Origin of the sequence: Uliginosibacterium sp. sgz301328, assembly GCF_041807905.1 — a bacterium.
GTDB lineage: Bacteria > Pseudomonadota > Gammaproteobacteria > Burkholderiales > Rhodocyclaceae > JBGVSA01.
Genome location: NZ_JBGVSA010000025.1, coordinates 1 through 19,027, shown reverse-complemented (window position 1 = coordinate 19,027; position 19,027 = coordinate 1). Strand labels below are relative to the sequence as shown.

The window sequence follows — 19,027 nt, the reverse complement described above, 5'->3', positions numbered from 1 at the left end:
AAGGGACGCCGCAGCGTCCCTTTCTATTGCCTGAACCTGGCGCTTACTGCTGCGCCGGTTGCTCGGCCGGCGCTTCGTTCAGCAGTGCCTTCATCGACAGGCGAATCTTGCCCTTCTCGTCCGTTTCGAGCACCTTCACGCGCACCGCCTGGCCTTCCTTGACGTAGTCGGCGACGTTGTTGACGCGCTCGTTGGCGATCTGCGAGACGTGCAGCAGACCGTCGCGGCCCGGCATGATGTTCACGATGGCGCCAAAGTCGAGCAGACGCACGACGGTACCGTCATAGACCTTGCCGACTTCCACTTCCGCAGCGATCGCTTCGATGCGTGCCTTGGCCAGTTCGGCCTTGGACGAATCCACCGACGAAATGGTGATGCTGCCGTCGTCCTGAATGTCGATCACGCAGCCGGTTTCTTCGGTCAGCGCACGGATCACGGCGCCGCCCTTGCCGATCACGTCGCGGATCTTTTCCGGATTGATCTTCATGGTCATCATGCGCGGCGCGAATTGAGACACTTCGCCGCGGTGTTCGCCCAGCGCGCCCTTCATCAGGCCGAGGATGTGCAGGCGGCCTTCGCGAGCCTGTTCCAGCGCCTTGTGCATGATGGCCGGCGAAATCGAGTCGATCTTCAGGTCCATCTGCAGCGCGGTCACGCCGGTCGCCGTGCCGGCCACCTTGAAGTCCATGTCGCCCAGGTGGTCTTCGTCACCCAGGATGTCGGTCAGCACCGCGAAGCGGTTGCCTTCCTTGATCAGGCCCATGGCGATGCCGGCAACGTGATCCTTCATCGGCACGCCGGCATCCATCATCGACAGCGAACCGCCGCAGACGGAAGCCATCGAGCTGGAACCGTTCGATTCGGTGATTTCGGAGACCACGCGCACGGTGTAGCTGAAGTCCTTGTCGCCCGGCAGCATGGCTGCCAGTGCGCGCTTGGCCAGGCGGCCGTGGCCGATTTCGCGGCGCTTGGGCGAACCCACGCGGCCCGTTTCGCCAGTGGCGTACGGAGGCATGTTGTAGTGGAGCATGAAGCGCTCCTTGTATTCGCCGGCGATGGCGTCGATCACTTGCTCATCGCGACCGGTGCCCAGCGTGGTGACGACCAGCGCTTGCGTCTCGCCGCGCGTGAACAGTGCCGAGCCGTGGGCGCGCGGCAGCACGCCGACGCGGATGTCGATCGGGCGCACCGTGCGGGTGTCGCGACCGTCGATACGCGGTTCGCCATTCAGGATGCGCGAACGCACGATGTTCGATTCGAGGTCGAAGAGCACATTCTTGACGGCATTCTCCGACGGAGCGCCCTCTTCGCCCGTTACCAGACCGGCGATCGCCTTCTTGGTTACGTCCTTCAGCAGGCCACTGCGCTCGCTCTTGCTGGTGGTGCGGAAGGCCTGCTCCAGATCGGCCTGGACCAGTTCCTTGACGCGGCCGATCAGCACTTCGTCCTTGGCCGGGGCGGTCCAGTCCCATTCGGGCTTGCCGGCTTGCTCGACCAGTTCGTTGATGGCCTGGATGACGGCCTGCATCTGCTGGTGACCGAACACCACGGCACCGAGCATCACGTCTTCCGGCAGGCCGGTGGCTTCGGATTCGACCATGAGCACGCCGACTTCGGTACCGGCGACGACCAGATCCATCTGGCTGTCTGCGAGCTGCGTCTTGGTCGGGTTGATCACGTATTGGCCGTCGATGTAGCCCACGCGGGCGGCGCCGATCGGGCCATTGAACGGAATACCCGAGATTGCGAGCGCGGCCGACGTTGCGATGAGCGAGGGAATGTCGCCATCGACTTCAGGGTTCTGCGACATCACCGTCGCCACGACCTGGACTTCGTTGTAGAAGCCTTCCGGGAACAGCGGGCGAATCGGACGATCGATCAGGCGGGAAGTCAGCGTTTCCTTTTCGGTCGGACGGCCTTCGCGCTTGAAGAAACCGCCGGGGATACGGCCGGCAGCATAGAACTTCTCGACGTAATCAACGGTAAGCGGGAAAAAGTCCTGACCCGGCTTCGGGTCCTTGGCGCCAACAACGGTCGCCAGAACGACGGTGTCGTCAATCGTGCAGATGACGGCGCCATGCGCCTGGCGAGCAATCTCGCCGGTTTCCAGCGTGACGGTGTGAGCGCCGTACTGGAAGCTCTTCTTGATAGCGGTGGGCATGGGATTCCTTTCTTGGAAGAAGCCTCGGGTGGCGTCACATGACGCAGCGAGTCAGAGGCTTGAAGGCTTGCTACCGGGTAGAAAAAAGCAAAGCCGGCGCGCCCACGGGGCGACACCGGCTTTTGCCGTGTCAGTGCAACCGCGCCGGCCCGAGAGGCCCGGCACGCCAACGGTCACGACCGCGAGCGCTCATGGCGGTTGAGCACAAGATGATTACTTGCGCAGGCCCAGACGCTCGATCAGGGAACGATAGCGGTCGTAGTCCTTGCCCTTCAGGTAGTCCAGCAGCTTGCGGCGCTGGCTCACCATCTTGAGCAGACCACGGCGCGAGTGGTGGTCCTTGACGTTGGCCTTGAAGTGATCGGTCAGGCCGTTGATGCGTGCGGTCAGCAGGGCAACCTGCACTTCCGGCGAACCCGTGTCGCCTTGGGATTGTTGGTACTCGGCGACGATCTTCGCCTTAACTTCAGTAGCGATCATGGCTAATGTTCTCAATTGCTTTCGGCAAGCCTGCGATTCTAAAGGTTTTTTTCAGTCGAACGCAAGCGAGCCGCCGCCACCCAGCATTACCTCCAGGCGGCGGAGACGAAAAAGAGGCGGACGAGCCAAATGGCCATCCGCCCCGCGAATTTGGAATTCTACCTCAGTTTAGAGCGGCTTGATAGTCGAAGCCTGACGACCCTTGGGGCCTTGCTTGACTTCGAACTCGACGCGTTGGCCTTCCTTGAGCGAGCGGAAACCCGCGCCGGCGATCTCGGAAAAGTGTGCGAACAAATCTTCTCCGCCCTGGTCAGGGGTGATGAAGCCGAAACCTTTAGCGTCGTTGAACCACTTGACGATACCAGTTGCCATACTGCGATTTCCTTACTTGCAAATAAACGATGGAATCGGCTGTTGAGCCTTGCCGCAAACGAATCGGGAAAACCATGGAGGAGAACAACATGTTTTCCCCGTCCGTTGCTGATTGGCAAGATACGGGAATAAATTCTGACAGGCAAGCGATATGCCCTTTCCTACAGACATTTTTTTATTGATGTAAACCCGCGTAAGGAACATCCCAACGGAATACAGAAAATCGCACTAAAAAGAGCAAAAATCAGCACCACAACAGTGCATGAACTTCCGGAAAGCCGCGCCATATCGACATTACAAGGCAGTGACCCTGCTCGTCGATTTTGTTGTTTTCAACAGATATGAATAAGCATTCCATTGAAACTCTATTACGCCAATCAATTCGTTCTGCCTTTACCGGACGGCCATCGCTTTCCGATGGAGAAATATTCCAGGCTGAAAGAAGCCCTTATTGATTCGGGGTTTTTCGATAATGACGATTTTCAAGTTCCGCCGGCCGCAACCGATGTGCAGATCGCACGCGCGCACGATGACGATTACCTGAATCGTGTCACCCGAGGCGATTTGACCGCGGCGGAGATGCGGCAGATCGGGTTCCCGTGGTCGCCGCAGATGGTTGAACGTTCGCGGCGATCGTCCGGCGCCACCATCGAAGCGGCCCGGGCGAGCCTGGTGGCGGGCTGTGCGGTCAACCTTGCCGGAGGCACCCATCATGCCCATGCCACGTACGGCAGCGGCTTCTGCGTATTCAACGATGCCGCCATCGCGGCGCGTGCAATGCAGGCTGAAGAGGGTGTCGGTCAGGTGTTGGTGATCGATTGCGACGTCCATCAGGGCGACGGTACGGCCACCATCCTCAACGGCGACGACAGCATTTTCACCTTCAGCATTCACGGCGCGCGGAATTTCCCGTTCTGCAAAGCATCGAGCGACCTGGACATCGAACTGCCCGACGAAACCGGCGACGAGGACTACCTCGCCGCGCTCGGGAGCGGCCTCGATGAGGCGTTCAAGCGCTGTCGGCCCGAGCTGGTGATCTACCTGGCGGGCGCGGACCCTTATGTCGGCGATCGTCTTGGACGGCTGGCGCTGAGCAAGGACGGACTCCTGCGTCGCGACCAGATGGTGCTAGGCGAATGCGTGTCTCGACGCACGCCCGTCGCCATCGCGATGGCCGGCGGCTACGCAAACGAGATTGACGACACCGTGGCGATCCATGCCGCCACAGTGATATTGGCGCGCCAGATTTACGGCTAGTGCTGGGCGTTGTCGAAGGTATCGATCAGCGCGATCTTGAAGCGGAAGTGCAGCTTGGTGAATTGCTCGTAGAGCAACCACGTCAGTACCGCGACGACACCGAGCGTCAGCGCCATCCATGTCATCGGCGGCTGAATGTCGGCGCTCACGGCGACGATGGCCACAAAGACCAGCAGCGAGACGACGATCGGCACCGATTCGGCCACCAGGCGACGGAAGAAAAGCAGCAGGCGGCCGGCGTGCGGACCGATGATCATTTCGGCCAGCAGCATTCCCAACGCCTTGAGCTTGCCGTAGCCCGCCAGCAGGAAAGGCACCGAGGCGATCAGCGCGAGCCCCCAGACGATGGTGTTCTGCACATCCACGTCCGAAATCCAGGGCGTAACGTAGCGTCGCCCGCCATCAATGAGGAACGCAGCCGCCAGGAACACCGCGACCACCAGCGAGAAATTGATGCCGATCTGAAGCAGGATTCGCTGGATGATGCGGGCGAGCATCGCTCGCTCGCCTTCCGGACGCATCGCGCGCAGTTTTTCCGTGTAGGCGTTGGCAAACTGGGCGACCCTGCGCGGCATGGCGCGCGCCAGATGCAGCGACAAAGGATCGGCAAGACGGATCAGGTACGGCGTGAGGAGCGCCGTCACGGCCGACACCGCCACGGCTACGGGGTAAAGAAAACCGCTGGTGACTTTCAGCGACACCCCGAGCGAGGCGATGATGAACGAGAACTCGCCGATCTGCGACAGACTCATGCCGATACGCAGCGAGGTCCGCCCGTCCTGCCCCGCGGCGAACGCGCCCAGGCCGCAGGAGATCACCTTGCCGATCACCACCGCCACGGTAATGATCGCTACGGGCTCCCAATATTCGACCAGGATGCGAGGGTCGAGCAGCAGGCCGATGGCGACGAAAAAAATCGCGCTGAACATATCCCGCACAGGCTCGATCAGGCGCTCGACCGTATGCAGCTCGCGCGCTTCGGCCATGATCGCACCGATGACGAACGCCCCCAGCGCCAGGCTGTATTCGAGCTTGACGACCAGCAGGCAGAAGGCAAAGCACAGCCCGAGCACGGTCACCAGGAGCATCTCGTTGTTGTTGAAGCTCGCTACGTACGACAAGAGGCGCGGCACGATCAGAATGCCCAGCACCAGCGACACCACCATGAACAGAGACAGCTTGCCCAGCGTGGCGAACACGGCACCGGTGCTGACTGCGCCCGTGGTGGCGATGGCCGACAGCAGCACGATCATGGCGATGGCAAGAATGTCTTCGACGATGAGAATGCCGAATACAACCTGGGCGAACTGCTCATTCTTGTAACCCAGGTCGTTGAGCGCCTTGATGATGATGGTGGTCGACGACACCGCCAGCATGGCCCCCAGGAAGATCGAATTCATCGTCCCCCAATCGAAGAACATGCCGATCTCGTAGCCGACCCACATCATCAGCGCGATTTCGGCCAGGGCGCCCGCAAGCGCCGCAGCACCGACGCGGAAGAGCTTGCGGATGCTGAACTCGAGCCCGAGCGAGAACAGCAGGAACACGACACCGAGCTCGGCCAGCGTCTGGATGGTGTGCTCGTCCTTGATCAACTGGAACGGGGGCGTATAGGGCCCGATGATGACGCCCGCCACGATATAGCCCAGCACCACCGGCTGCCGGAAGCGGTGAAACAGCACCGTCACCACACCCGCGACGAGCATGACGACGGCAAGATCCTGAATGAAATCGATTGCGTGCATTGGATTCTTATTTGTAGAGGAAACAGGATCACCCTTCAGCGGGGCCCGGATTTTTCGGACATTACGCAGCCATGTTAGTTGCAACAAATGTACCAATTTTCTCTGAACGCTCCGCCAAACCGTAAGAAAACCTCAACACTCGCGCGGCAGACTGCGCAGATTTACCTTCCACAACGTACTCGTGCGATGAACCGCCGCGACTTTATCCGCCGCTCTGCCCTGTTCCCCGCCCTGCTCGCCCCGCTGCCCGCGATGGCACAAGGTAACGAATTTTCCGTCGGGATGTCGGCGGACCTCTCCGGCCCGCTTCAGAATCTCGGCCGCGATTACTTCACCGGCGCCAAACTGGCGTTCGATCAGGCCAACGCCGCCGGCGGCGGACGGCGCATCCGGCTCATTCAAATCGACGACGCGGGCGATCCGGCACGTGCCATCGCCAACACGCAGAAGCTGCTCGCATCGGAGCGTGTCGATGTGCTGTTCGGCTACACCGGCGACGCCGCCGTGAGCGCGGTTGCCGCCAGCCCGGTATTTCGCCAGTCGGGGCGCGCGCTCTTCGCGCCGATGAGCGGCGTCGACGTCACGAACAACGATCGCATCGTCTTCCTTCGCGCGACTTACGCGGAAGAAGTCGCCACGGTCCTCGCGCGGTTTGCACGTATCGGTCTGGCGTCGCTCGCGATCGCACACACCAGCGGCCCGGCCAGCGCAGCGGCGCGCAACGCGGCCGTCGCGCTCATGCGCGAGCGCAAGGCGCCCGACCCGATGCTGTTCACATTGGCCGACGACGGCCGCAATGCCAGCGCGCTGGCACGAGACATCACCAATCGGAAGCCGCAAGCAATCGTCATACTGGCCGACACCATTGCTGCCGGCCTGCTGGCGCGCGAATTGATTCCACGTAGCCCCGGGCTCTTCGTCTGCATGATCTCGACCGTCGACGTCATGACCTTGCAGCAAATCGTCGGCCCGAAGGACTCGGTCGGCATCGTCGTATCGCGCGTCGTGCCCGACCCCGCGCGCGCCACCGCGCCGATCGCCCGCGACTTCGCACGGGCCGCGGCGAAGATGCTGGACGAAGCGCCTTCGGCCACCAGCTTTGAAGGCTACCTCGCCGCGCGTGCACTGCTGGCCGCCATGCAACGCGGCACTGATTTTGGCAACGGCTTCGATTCCCGCCGCCTGCGCGCGCTCGATCTGGGGGGCTGGTCGCTTGACTTCAGCCGGGGCAATCGCGCGTCGCACTACGTCGACACCAGCGTCATCTCACGTACGGGCACGCTTTCCGGATAAGCAAGAAGGGCTGCGCCCGCCGTTCATCCCGACGGCGGATGAGGCAAATTTCTGCAACCCACCTCCCCGGTGACGGCCTCATCTGCTATACGGAAGGCTTGGCATGCCTCGTGCATGAGCGAGCCCCATGAATCTGTTCGAACACTATGTAAACAGCGCCGACCGCTACGACGAGCTGCTGGCTGCCGATGGCACGCCCCGGCAGCATTGGCGCGAACTCATCGAGCGGCTCAAGGACCGGGGGCCCCGCGCCATGCTCGATGCGCGCGACGCCCTGCAACGCCAGATCGTCACCAACGGTGTCACCTACAACGTCTATGCCGATCCGCGTGGCGTGGATCGACCGTGGGATCTCGACCTGCTGCCCCAGATCGTGCCCGCCGAAGAGTGGGCGCAGATCGAACGGGCCATTGCCCAGCGCGCGCGACTGCTCAACAAGGTGCTCGCCGACCTGTACGGTCCGCAGCGACTGATCGAACAGGGTCTGGTGCCGGCCGCCGCCATCTACGGACATCCCGGCTACCTGCGCCCCTGTCGCGGCATCGACATGCCCGGCGACGTGTTCCTGCATCTGTACGCGGCCGATCTGGCGCGTTCGCCCGATGGCCAATGGTGGGTGGTTTCCGATCGCACGCAGGCGCCGTCCGGTGCGGGCTACGCGCTGGAAAACCGCAGCCTCATCGGCAGCCAGTTTCCCGAACTGTTGCGCAGCCTGCGCGTGGAGCCGCTGATGGGCTTCTTCCAGGCACTGCGCAACAGCCTCGCACAATGGGCGCCACGCGGTGACGAACAACCATTGCTGGTACTGCTCACACCCGGCCCATTCAACGAGACCTACTTCGAGCACACCTATCTCGCGCGCCACATGGGCCTGCCGCTGGTCGAAGGGCAAGACCTTACCGTTCGCCACGGCGGCGTATTCCTCAAGACGCTCTCCGGCTTGCGACGCGTGCACGCGATCCTGCGGCGGCAGGACGATGCCTGGTGCGACCCGCTCGAATTGCGCGCGGACTCCACGCTCGGCGTGCCGGGGCTGGTCGACGCCGCCCGGCGCGGCGAAGTGCTGGTCGCCAACGCGCTGGGCAGCGGACTGATCGAATCGGGGGCTCTGCTCGGCTATCTGCCGGCCATCGCCGAGCACTTGCTGGGCGAGTCCTTGGCGATGCCGTCGGTCGCGACCTGGTGGTGCGGCGAAGAGGCCGCCTGTGACGTGGTGCTCAAGCGTCTGCCGGAGCTGGTCATCAAGCCCGCGTACGTGCAAAGCGGCGTAACACCCATGTTCGGCGCCGATCTGAACGAAGCGGAACGGTCTGTCCTGGCCGCGCGCATCCGGCGCGAACCGCGCGAATTCATCGGGCAGGAACCTGTGCACCTGGCGAGGTCCCCCGTCTGGGATGTGATTCACGGCGGTCTGCAATCGCGCGTCGCCGGCCTGCGCGTCTATGCCGCCGCCACCCCCCAGGGCTATACCGTCATGCCGGGCGGGCTCACACGCGTGGCAGGTCCGCAGGATTTACGCGTGATCTCCATCCAGCGCGGCGGCGGCAGTAAGGACACCTGGGTCACGGCCTCGGCGCAACAGGAACTGCCGCTGGGCACGGCGCGCGATCTGTCGCCCGGACTGGTCGCCCACGAACGCGAACACGGCGCGCTCGCCAGCCGCATCGGCGAGAACATGTTCTGGATGGGGCGCTACATAGAGCGGGCCGATACGGGCCTGCGCCTTCTGCGCACAGGACTGCGCGCGCAGCTCGCCGCGGACGACGCCGAATGGCCCCAACTGCTGGAGACGGGACGCGCCGCGGGCGTCATTCCGCCCGCCGGGTCCGCCATGACGCCGCAAGCCACGCTGCTGGCGGCGCTCGGCGATACGAGCCTGCCGGGTTCGGCCGCCAGCAACCTGCAGCAGGTGGTGCGGCTGGCACGCACCCTGCGCGATCGCCTGGCGCCAGATAGCTGGCGCATCTACAACCGGATCGAGCGACTGCTCGGCCAATGGCGGCGCGGCCCGCACACGTTGTCCGACGCGCTGGAGTTTCTCGACCAATCGCTGCTGGCGCTCATCACCCTGTCGGGCTATGCCATGGAGCACATGACGCGCGACGCCGGCTGGCGCTTTCAGTCGCTGGGACGACGAATCGAGCGCATGCAATCGCTGTCGACCTGGCTGGCGCATCTGCTTGTCCCGCAGGGACAGCCTCCCGCGCTCGAAACGCTCATCGACCTCTCCGACAGTGTGCTGACCTATCGCCGGCGTTATCAGCGCACCACCGAGCAGGCCTTGGTCGCGGAACTGCTGCTGATCGATCACGACAATCCGCGTGGCTTCATCTATCAACTGCAGTCACTGCTCGATCACACCCAGGAACTGCCGGACAACGCGCCGGGGTCGGTCGATGAGCTGCTGCTTCCGCTCATCGACCGTCTGCTCGCCCTGCCGCCGGAAGGATGGGTCGCCACCGAAGAACGTCAGGCGCAGTTGCGCCGCTTGCTGTCCGATGCCTGGCAGGTCGGTAATGCGCTTGCCACACGATTGCAGGGACGGTATTTCAGCCACGTCCGCACGCGCTCCACGTTGGCCTAGGTTTTCTCATGCGCTATTGCATCGACCACGTTACCGAATACCGATATGACGAGGCTGTCACCCTGAGCTATCAGGTGGCGCACCTGCGGCCGCTGGATACGCCGTGGCAGCGCTGCATCGACCATGTACTCGATGTCGCGCCCAGCCCGGACCTGCGCCAGGACGCGACAGACTACTTCGGCAATCCCACGACGCGATTCGAGATCGCCAGACCACACACGACGCTGAAAGTGCGAGCGCGCAGCCTTGTGGACGTATCGCGCGGCGGGTCGAGCCTGCCGATCCCGTCTGCGTGGGAGGATGTCGCGGCACATTTTCGGCAGCCGATATTGGCGGATCGGGATGAGCGCTCGGCCTGTGAGTTCCTCTTTGCGACGCCGCACACGCCCACCAATGAAGTGGTGCGCGCTTTCTTCGCGGCGGTTTTCAAGCCAGGGCGTCCGACCCTTGAAACGCTGATGGCGCTGATGGCGCATATTCACGATGGCTTCGAGTTCGATCCGGATGCAACGCGGGTCGAGACATCGCTGAGCGAAGTGCTCGCGCTGCGACGCGGCGTATGCCAGGACTTCACCCACTTGATGATCGCCGCCGTGCGCGCCATGGGCCTGCCAGCCCGCTACGTGTCGGGCTATCTATTGACGAAGCCGCCCCCGGGGCAAGCGCGACTCGTGGGTGTCGATGCCTCTCACGCCTGGGTGTCGGTGTTCGTCCCGGGCTGCGGCTGGCTGGAATTCGATCCAACGAACAACGTGCGGCCGACCGATGAGCACATTGCACTGGGTTATGGGCGCGATTTCTCGGATGTCTCGCCCCTGCGGGGAGTCATTCTGGGCGGCGGCAATCACGCGCTGGACGTGGCCGTAACAGTCGAGCCCGCGGAATCGCGAATCCCCGGCTAAACCCTGCTGTGATCAGGGATAGGGGCATCTGTGTCGACACAATTTTCTTGTTGCCATGTGATCAATAGCTCATCACAATAACAATCATTCTTATTCGCAAACAAGTTGAGCGCGAAAATGATTGTCTGTCTGTGCAAGGGCGTCAGTGACCATCGGATCCGCAACGCGATCCACAATGGCTCTCAATCCGTCGATGAGCTGACACTTGAACTCGGCGTTTGCTCCGGGTGCGGCTGCTGCCGGGAGACCTGCGAAGATCTCATCTCGGAGTGCTCGGGTACGGCTACCACCGTTCAGGTTCTCTGCGCAGCGTAAGAAATTCCTCATCCCCTCCCATCGCCTGCTATGCTCTTATCCTGATTTTTCGGGAGGAGGCTGATCATGCAAGGCGACAGCGGAGTCATCGCGTTTCTGAACGCCCAGCTCAAGAACGAGCTCACCGCGATCAACCAGTACTTCCTTCACGCGCGCATCTATCGCCATTGGGGCCTGGATAAACTCGGCGCAAAGGAATACGAAGAATCGATCGGCGAAATGAAGCATGCCGACCGGTTGATCGAGCGCATCCTGATGCTCGAAGGCCTGCCCAACCTGCAGGATCTGGGCAAGCTGCTCATCGGCGAGAGCGTCCCTGAAGCGCTCGATAGCGACCTCAAGCTCGAATACGGCGCGCAGAAGACCATCAAGGACGGCATGGCCCACTGCGAAAGCGTGCGCGACTATGTCTCGCGCGACTTGCTGCAGGACATTCTCAACGATACGGAAGAACACATCGACTGGCTGGAAACGCAGATCGACCTGCTCGGCAAGATCGGCCTGCAGAATTACCTGCAATCGATGGTCAAGGCACCGGAATAACCGGGCGCCTCGGCGGAGCAAAACGGCGCTTTACAGCGCCGTTTTTTTTCGTTGCAGGACATCCCGCCCCGCCAGCCCTGCTTGACTTCACTGGCGGACTTCCCCGACGTTGCCGGGCGACCACGTGCCATCGCTGCTGCGGAAGGGGTTGATGTCCAACCCACCGCGGCGGGTATAGCGCGCCCACACGGCCAGGCGTTCAGGGCGACAGCGGCGCGTGATGTCCATGAAAATGCGCTCCACGCACTGTTCGTGGAATTCATTGTGCTCACGGAACGAAACCACGTAGCGCAGCAAACCTTCGCGGTCGATCGCGTTACCGCTGTAGCGGATGGCCACCATGCCCCAGTCCGGCTGCCCAGTGACCAGACAATTCGATTTGAGCAGGTGTGAGTACAGCACTTCGTCCTGCACGTGAGCCGCGCCCACGCTCAGCAGCCGTGCGTCCGGCTGATAGCGGTCGATATCGATATCCAACTCGTCGACACAGACGCCTTGCGGCAGCCCGAGCGCGCGCGTGGCGCCGCCAACGGGTTCGAGCCGTACTGTCACCTCGCCGCCAGCGGCGGCAGACAGATCGCGCGTGAGCATTGCCCGCAGTTCATCAAGACTCGCCACCCGCGTCTGGTTGAATGAGTTCAGATACAGCTTGAGCGACTTCGACTCGATGAGACGCGGCGTATCCGCCGGCACGCGGAATTCGCCCAGCGCCACCCCCGGCTTGCCCCGCAGGTTCAACCACGAGATCTCGTACGCGTTCCAGATATCCTCGCCCACGAACGGCAAAACGCCATCGATGCCGATCTCCTCACGCTTGCCGCTGCGCGCGATCGGGAACAGCAATTCGGGCGCGTACTCGCTGCGGTAAGCCGTGGCTTTTCCGAGCGGAGATTCATTCACGTCGATAGAAATATCGGTACTCATCAAGACAGATCCTGCAAGCGCTGCGACAGAAAGGCCGCTCAGTTTACTTCAGGCGCAGAAGGTGACGGTTTGCGTGCCAGAGACGTCACACATCGCCACCACACATCAGATCACACCGCGAGCGAGCGGGCCAAGGCGTTGTGTCGCGCACACACCTGCGGCAGATCGACTGTCGTGAGGCCCCCATCTCGCACCACCACGCGCCCATTAATCACCGACCAACGTACCCTGGGCGGCGTACAGAACACCAGCGAAGCTAGCGCGTCGTGAACCGCGCCGCCAGCCATGCCGACACCGTCGAGCGGAAACGCCACGCAGTCCGCGCTCATGCCCGGCGCGATCGCACCGATATCGTCGCGCCCCAGCACACGTGCCCCACCCACCGTGGCGATCTCCAGCGCCTGCCGCGCGCTCATGGCAGTCGGCCCAAAACCGACGCGCGCCAGGAGCATCGCAGCACGCGCCTCGCCCAGCATGTGCGCGCCGTCGTTCGAGGCAGATCCATCCACGCCCAATCCGATCGGTACGCCCGCCGCGCGCATCGCGGGAATAGGTGCGATGCCGGACGCCAGCCGCATGTTCGAGCACGGGCAATGCGCGACACCTGTCCCGGTGCGTGCGAAGAGTTCGATCCCGGCTGCATCCAATTGCACGCAGTGCGCGTGCCACACGTCGTGACCGACCCAACCCAGCGACTCGGCGTATTCAGCAGGCGTCATGCCGAATTGCTCGCGGCTGTAGTCGACGTCCTTCGCGTTCTCGGCCAGATGCGTGTGCAGGCGCACGCCATAGCTGCGTGCCAAGATCGCCGATTCGCGCATCAGGTCGCGGCTGACCGAGAACGGTGAACACGGGGCGACCGCCACCTGCACCATCGCGTGGCGCGAAGCGTCGTGCCACGTCTCGATGACGCGGCGAGTGTCGCGCAGGATGTCGTCCTCGCGCTCCACGACACTATCCGGCGGCAAGCCTCCCTGTGAGCGCCCGACGCTCATGCTTCCCCGCGATGCGGTGAAGCGCATGCCGATCTGCGCAGCGGCTTCGATCGAATCATCCAGCCTGCAGCCGTTGGGATAGATGTAGAGATGATCCGACGACGTCGTGCAGCCCGACAGGATCAGCTCCGCCATCGCCGTCAGCGTCGACACGCTCATCATCTCGGGCGTGAGCCGAGCCCACACCGGATACAAGGCCTGCAACCAGTCGAACAGCTCGGCGTCCTGCGCGGAAGGCAATGCACGCGTCAGGCTCTGGTACATGTGGTGATGCGTGTTGATCAGTCCGGGCAGAAGCGCATGTCCTGCCAGATCGATGACTTCGTCAGCCTCGGTGGGCAGATCGGCGCTGCTGCCCACTTGTTCAATCACGCCGTCACGGATGAACACGCCTCCGTGTGGAATTTCGCGCCGCGAGGCATCCATGGTGGCAAGAATGTCGGCGTTCTTCAGCAGTAGCGTCGTCATGGCATCGGGGGTGGAAAAAAGCCGGAGAAGAATAGCCGAGCGGACAAAACAAAGGGCGCCCGGGGCGCCCTTATGTCCAAAACCGGATGAGCCTCGGCGACTCAGCTGGCCTGTTCCGTCGCGACTCGATCGCTGGCAACCTCGGCGCGCGATGGCGTGGTCTTCATGACTTCGCGCAGTCGGTTGAGCTCGGTATTGACCTTGTTCGCGTAGAACATCGACGAATCATTGGGTGCGCCGCCATACATCTGCAACGCGCGGTCGAGACCGCCGGATGCCTTGATGTACTCCTTCAGGATCAGCGCACCGACGCGCAGGTTTTCGTTGGGATCGAACAGCGCAGTCTTGCCCATCGAAGCCGTGATCTTGTCAGAATGAAAGCGCGGAATGATCTGCATGAGCCCCTGGGCGCCCACCACGCTTTCGGCGAGCGGATTGAAGCGCGACTCCACCGAGGTGACCGCCAGGATCAGGATCGGGTCGACGCCCGTCGCATGCCCTTCGCGCACCGCGGCCTGGACCAGCGGCTGCACAACCAGCTTGGATACCTTGTAGCGCTTGGCGATGTAATCCGACAGGCGCACCAATTCCGGCGTCAGATGCTTGACGGAGGCCCAGGTACCCATTGTCGGGACCGACGCCACCGACGAAGCCGCGGCCGACGACGACGATGCTGCCGCGATGACGGGTGTCACCGGCGCCGCATCAGCCCCAGTAACCGCCACGCTGTCAGCGCTTTCACCATGATTGAACAAAAGCCGGGGGTTGAGGCCCTCGACGCCCGCATGGGATACCTGGTAACCGATCAGCGCCAAAACCATGACGCCGGCCATGACGAGGCCCCCATGCGCAAAGTGCAGTAGAAAAGTCCCAGTGTGGCGCACAACCTGCGCGCAACGCACCAATTGACTCATGATCTCACCTCAACGTTCGTTCTCGATGCGGACCGACACGTAGCGCGCAAGGGCTCCACGCGGACGACACTGCTCGACAACCTGGCGGCGTGTGCTCCGGAGACCGGAGTGTTGGGATGTATAGGATGCCGCCTACTTCAGATCACGCGCGCCTGGGCCTGAGAGGCCAATGCGACGCACGCACGTACTATTGCTTTGTGGCACAGCAGGTCACTTGAAGGCCATTCGGCCAGGGCGCCCGGGACAGACCTTGCTGCACGGAGATTTCATCCTCGTATTCAATGCGGGACCACTTCGATTTGCCAAGGGGCAACGGGGTCACAACCGGCTGCAATGCTTTTGGCATAAACAGTAAACCCGGCCGCACTCGATCAGGCGCGAACGCAGTCTATTGATTTGCAAGTACTTTGTCAATGTAGCCCAATCCCGCATGGTGACTGGGACTTGCATTTTGCATATCGAGGAAGTGGGGTACAGGTATCGACTTTTGCGCGATCAAAGGACTCGGACCGGCATTTGTATCAAAGTGTTCGGACTGTTCCTACAAAGCTCACAGGACCGGACGATCCCCGCAGGAAATCCCTGCCGGCGGCAATCCGCAAACAGTCATATATAGAGTGGCGCCACGTTCCGACCATGCCGCAGTTCGCCGCTCTTTGGCCTGCCGTCGCGCACGAAAAAAAGCCCCCTGGCCGCACGAGGCAACCAGGGGGCGTTGCTGCCTGCGCGACCGAGGTCGCGCAGCGATGCGTCATCAGGACGGACGCGAACCCGTCGGGAACGGCCATGCCGCCGTCGGATTGAGCGACGACTTCAGACCCGGGGTTGCAGCAGTCGAAGGCTTCGGCTCGGCCGGCGCAGCAGCGGGTGCCGGAGCCGGTGCAGCGGCGGGTGCCGGTGCAGCAGGCTTTTCAGCAGCCGGAGCGGGCGCAGCGGCCTTCTCCACCTTCTTCGCCGGCGCCTTTGCCTTCTTCGGCGCAGCAGCCTTCTTCGGTTCAGCCTTCTTTGCCTCTACCGCTTTCGCAGGCTCAGGCTTTTCGGGCTTTTTTGCCGCAGCCGGCTTGGCAGCCTTCGCAGCCGGCTTGGATGCCTTGCCAGCCTTGGCAGCCGGAGCCTTCTTCACTGCCGTCTTGGCGGCCTTGGCGACCGGCTTGGCGGCAGCCTTCGGCGCGGCGACCTTCTTCGCGGCGGGCTTCGCAGCCGGCTTGGCGACGGCCTTCTTGGCAGCAGGCTTCGCAGCAGCCTTGGTCGCGGTCTTCTTGGCAGCCGGTTTGGCAGCGGCCTTCTTCGCCGCGGGCTTGGCGGCTACTTTCTTCGCAGCCGGCTTGGCGGCTACCTTCTTCGCGGCCGGCTTGGCAGCAACCTTCTTGGCTGCCGGCTTGGCGGCGGCCTTGGCAGCCGGCTTCGCTGCCGCCTTCGTCGCCTTGGCTGCCGGCTTGGCAGCAGCCTTGGTCGTGGCCTTCTTGGCGGCCGGCTTCGCAGCGGCCTTGGCTACCGTCTTCTTAGCGGCAGGCTTGGCGGCGACGGCCTTCTTGGCGACCGGCTTGGCGGCGACCTTCTTCGCAGCCGGCTTTGCAGCAGCCTTGGTCACCGTCTTCTTCGCTGCGGGCTTGGCCGCAGCCTTCGGCGCAGCAGCCTTCTTCGCGGCCGGCTTCGCAGCAGCCTTGGTCACCTTGGCAGCGGGCTTCGCAGCAGCCTTGGCGGCCGGCTTGGCGACAGCCTTCTTCACTGCCGGCTTCGCGGCGGCGGCCTTCTTTGCCGGTGCTGCCTTGGCAGCGGGCTTCGCGGCCGCCTTGGCGGCTTTGGGCTTCGTGGTCTTTGCAGCAGTTGCCATAATCACACCTCCTTTGATCGCCTTCGGGTTAGTCGGCGTTACACAAGAAACACCTTCGCTCCGTCAGGTGCGAATGGTGCGATGCCACGCGAATACGTGGCTAAAAGAAGCCTGCCTGCGCAGGCTCCTGAAACTGTGCTGAAGCAACCGGGGGCTGAAACGAAAACAGCACTGCCGGGCCCGCCGCGATGCGGCAGCCAGGCAGTGCTGCAGAGATGGGGCAAGTGCCGTGTACTCAATCAGTCCCAGTTCAGCGTTCCACCCGTTTGATACTCGATCACACGGGTCTCGAAGAAATTGCGCTCCTTCTTCAGATCCAGCATCTCGCTCATCCACGGAAACGGGTTTTCCGCGCCCGGGTAGATAGCGTCGATACCGATCTGCTGACAACGCCGGTTGGCGATGAAGCGCAGGTATTCCTTGAACATCGATGCGTTCAGACCCAGCACGCCACGCGGCATGGTGTCTTCGGCATACGCATACTCGAGCTCGACGCCCTGTTGCATGAGGTCGCGGATTTCTTCGCGGAACTCAGCCGTCCACAGGTGCGGGTTCTCGAGCTTGATGGTGTTGATGAGGTCGATGCCGAAGTTGCAGTGCATCGACTCGTCGCGAAGGATGTACTGGTACTGCTCGGCCGCGCCGGTCATCTTGTTCTGGCGACCGAGCGCCAGGATCTGTGCGAAGCCGACATAGAAGAACAGGCCTTCCATGATGCAGGCGAAGACGATCAGCGAACGCAGCAGTTGCTGGTCGGTCTCCGGCGTGCCCGTCTTGAAGTTCGGGTCGGTCAGCGTGTCGATGAACGGGATGAGGAATTCATCCTTGGCACGAATGCAGGCGACTTCGTGATACGCGTTGAAGATTTCGCCTTCATCGAGGCCGAGCGATTCGACGATGTACTGGTAAGCGTGCGTGTGGATCGCCTCTTCGAACGCCTGACGCAGCAGAAATTGACGGCATTCCGGCGCGGTGATGTGGCGATACGTGCCGAGCACGATGTTGTTCGCAGCCAGCGAATCGGCCGTGACGAAGAAGCCGAGGTTGCGCTTGACGATGCGGCGCTCGTCGTCGGTGAGACCGTTGGGGTCTTTCCACAGGGCGATGTCGCGAGACATGTTGATCTCTTGCGGCATCCAGTGGTTCGCGCACGTGGAGAGGTATTTTTCCCAGGCCCACTTGTACTTGAAGGGTACGAGCTGATTGACGTCGGTGGCGCCGTTGATGACTCGCTTGTCCGCGACGTTGATGCGACGCGACGCGTCGTCCTCGTCTGCGGATTCACTGGCGACGACTGTCTCCTGCGCGAAGGAGGACTGGGTTTGCAGCCCTGCTTGCGGAGCACGTGGTGCCAACGCGTTCAGATCATCTTCAAAGTTCAGCATGCCAATATCCTTTAGATCAAATTGCTCGTCGATGCAATGTTTTTTCGCACCTGCCGAAGCCCGGATCGCTAGTGTTTACGCGGCTCTCCGAGCATCGATTCTATTGTCATAACGCATCGCCCCTCGCAAACCCGCATGAAATAAGGCTCTGCGAGAAGCACATCATTTTGTCTGCGCAGAACGCGCGCACAACACGCGCTTTGCGACGAACACAACACTTCCGACAGACGGTGCGACGCCCATGTCATTCATCGCGTCGCACCGTGTCGACGCAAATGGAGTGAACGAAGGTCGCAAACAGCGCGCCCGATCGCGTCGACCGTGTCGCGGGTCGAGCTCGCGAGCGCATCGTCGACACACTTTGCCGATGACAAAACAGCCCGGCGACGCACTGCGTTTTCTGCTCGCGAAACGTTCTGCGTGACACCGTCTTCCGCATGAGAGACGGTGTCGTTCGGAGTGCGATTCGGGCCACGAACTCCCGCGACCTGACCGGCCTCACCGACAGGCTTCGCAGCTCGCTTCGCTCGTACGCCGTCTCTCGACAGAGACGGGGTTAGGTTGTGGCTTCGCCCCCTCCGATCGTTACCGCTGCTTACCGCGGAGAGCTTCGCAGCTCGCTTCGCTCGTACGCCGTCTCTCGACAGAGACGGCGTTAGGTTGTGGCTTCGCCCCCTCCGATCGTTACCGCTGCTTACCGCGGAGAGCTTCGCAGCTCGCTTCGCTCGTACGCCGTCTCTCGACAGAGACGGCGTTAGGTTGTGGCTTCGCCCCCTCCGATCGTTACCGCTGCTTACCGCGGAGAGCTTCGCAGCTCGCTTCGCTCGTACGCCGTCTCTCGACAGAGACGGCGTT

The 19,027-nt window shown here is 62.4% G+C and carries 14 protein-coding genes and 1 pseudogene; 6 read left to right on the top strand and 9 right to left on the bottom strand.

Translation table 11 applies throughout. The annotated features are described in order from the left end of the window. Positions 1-43: 43 nt before the first annotated feature. The 3 genes from pnp to ACDA63_RS16480 all read right to left on the bottom strand — a co-directional run bounded on the left by pnp (position 44) and on the right by ACDA63_RS16480 (position 3,013). Complete coding sequence (gene pnp, locus ACDA63_RS16490; protein ID WP_373664374.1) at positions 44-2,161, bottom strand: polyribonucleotide nucleotidyltransferase; 2,118 nt, start codon at positions 2,159-2,161, stop codon at positions 44-46. Between the two features lie 213 nt (positions 2,162-2,374). Continuing rightward, positions 2,375-2,641, bottom strand: a complete 267-nt coding sequence (gene rpsO / locus ACDA63_RS16485; RefSeq protein WP_373664373.1) for a 30S ribosomal protein S15 — start codon at positions 2,639-2,641, stop codon at positions 2,375-2,377. A 168-nt stretch (positions 2,642-2,809) separates the two neighbouring features. Continuing rightward, positions 2,810-3,013, bottom strand: coding sequence for a cold-shock protein (locus ACDA63_RS16480; RefSeq protein WP_373664372.1), 204 nt, complete (start codon positions 3,011-3,013; stop codon positions 2,810-2,812). A 357-nt stretch (positions 3,014-3,370) separates the two neighbouring features. Between ACDA63_RS16480 and ACDA63_RS16475 the strand changes: the two genes are divergently transcribed. Beyond that, complete coding sequence (locus tag ACDA63_RS16475) at positions 3,371-4,270, top strand: histone deacetylase (RefSeq protein WP_373664371.1); 900 nt, start codon at positions 3,371-3,373, stop codon at positions 4,268-4,270. Here ACDA63_RS16475 and ACDA63_RS16470 read toward each other — a convergent pair. Continuing rightward, positions 4,267-6,015, bottom strand: a complete 1,749-nt coding sequence (locus ACDA63_RS16470) for a cation:proton antiporter (RefSeq protein WP_373664370.1) — start codon at positions 6,013-6,015, stop codon at positions 4,267-4,269. The two genes, ACDA63_RS16475 and ACDA63_RS16470, sit on opposite strands and share 4 nt — an antisense overlap. A gap of 186 nt (positions 6,016-6,201) precedes the next feature. Here ACDA63_RS16470 and ACDA63_RS16465 point away from each other — a divergent pair, with 186 nt between their 5' ends. The 5 genes from ACDA63_RS16465 to bfr all read left to right on the top strand — a co-directional run bounded on the left by ACDA63_RS16465 (position 6,202) and on the right by bfr (position 11,652). Then, positions 6,202-7,308: an ABC transporter substrate-binding protein gene (locus ACDA63_RS16465; RefSeq protein ID WP_373664369.1), complete on the top strand. Its 1,107-nt coding sequence runs from the start codon at positions 6,202-6,204 to the stop codon at positions 7,306-7,308. A gap of 127 nt (positions 7,309-7,435) precedes the next feature. Further along, a complete protein-coding gene (locus ACDA63_RS16460; RefSeq protein ID WP_373664368.1) occupies positions 7,436-9,892 on the top strand; it encodes a circularly permuted type 2 ATP-grasp protein in 2,457 nt (818 codons plus the stop codon). Between the two features lie 8 nt (positions 9,893-9,900). Further along, positions 9,901-10,794: a transglutaminase N-terminal domain-containing protein gene (locus ACDA63_RS16455; protein ID WP_373664367.1), complete on the top strand. Its 894-nt coding sequence runs from the start codon at positions 9,901-9,903 to the stop codon at positions 10,792-10,794. Between the two features lie 117 nt (positions 10,795-10,911). Continuing rightward, the gene (locus tag ACDA63_RS16450) at positions 10,912-11,109 is read left to right on the top strand and encodes a bacterioferritin-associated ferredoxin (protein ID WP_373664366.1); all 198 of its coding nucleotides are present in this window, start codon (positions 10,912-10,914) and stop codon (positions 11,107-11,109) included. 66 nt (positions 11,110-11,175) lie between these two features. Beyond that, a complete protein-coding gene (gene bfr / locus ACDA63_RS16445) occupies positions 11,176-11,652 on the top strand; it encodes a bacterioferritin (RefSeq protein ID WP_373664365.1) in 477 nt (158 codons plus the stop codon). An 87-nt stretch (positions 11,653-11,739) separates the two neighbouring features. Here the strand turns inward: bfr and queF are convergent, their stop codons facing one another. The 5 genes and pseudogenes from queF to ACDA63_RS16420 all read right to left on the bottom strand — a co-directional run. After that, a complete protein-coding gene (gene queF / locus ACDA63_RS16440; protein WP_373664364.1) occupies positions 11,740-12,576 on the bottom strand; it encodes an NADPH-dependent 7-cyano-7-deazaguanine reductase QueF in 837 nt (278 codons plus the stop codon). A gap of 110 nt (positions 12,577-12,686) precedes the next feature. Continuing rightward, entirely contained in the window at positions 12,687-14,039 is a 1,353-nt protein-coding gene (locus ACDA63_RS16435) for an 8-oxoguanine deaminase (protein ID WP_373664363.1), read from the bottom strand. A 101-nt stretch (positions 14,040-14,140) separates the two neighbouring features. Further along, on the bottom strand, positions 14,141-14,953 hold the full coding sequence (locus tag ACDA63_RS16430) for a transglycosylase SLT domain-containing protein (protein WP_373664362.1): 813 nt from the start codon (positions 14,951-14,953) through the stop codon (positions 14,141-14,143). A gap of 754 nt (positions 14,954-15,707) precedes the next feature. After that, positions 15,708-16,787, bottom strand: a complete 1,080-nt coding sequence (locus ACDA63_RS16425) for a hypothetical protein (RefSeq protein WP_373664361.1) — start codon at positions 16,785-16,787, stop codon at positions 15,708-15,710. A 239-nt stretch (positions 16,788-17,026) separates the two neighbouring features. Beyond that, positions 17,027-18,160: pseudogene (locus ACDA63_RS16420) on the bottom strand (ribonucleotide-diphosphate reductase subunit beta); the annotation flags it as partial. Positions 18,161-19,027 lie beyond the last annotated feature (867 nt).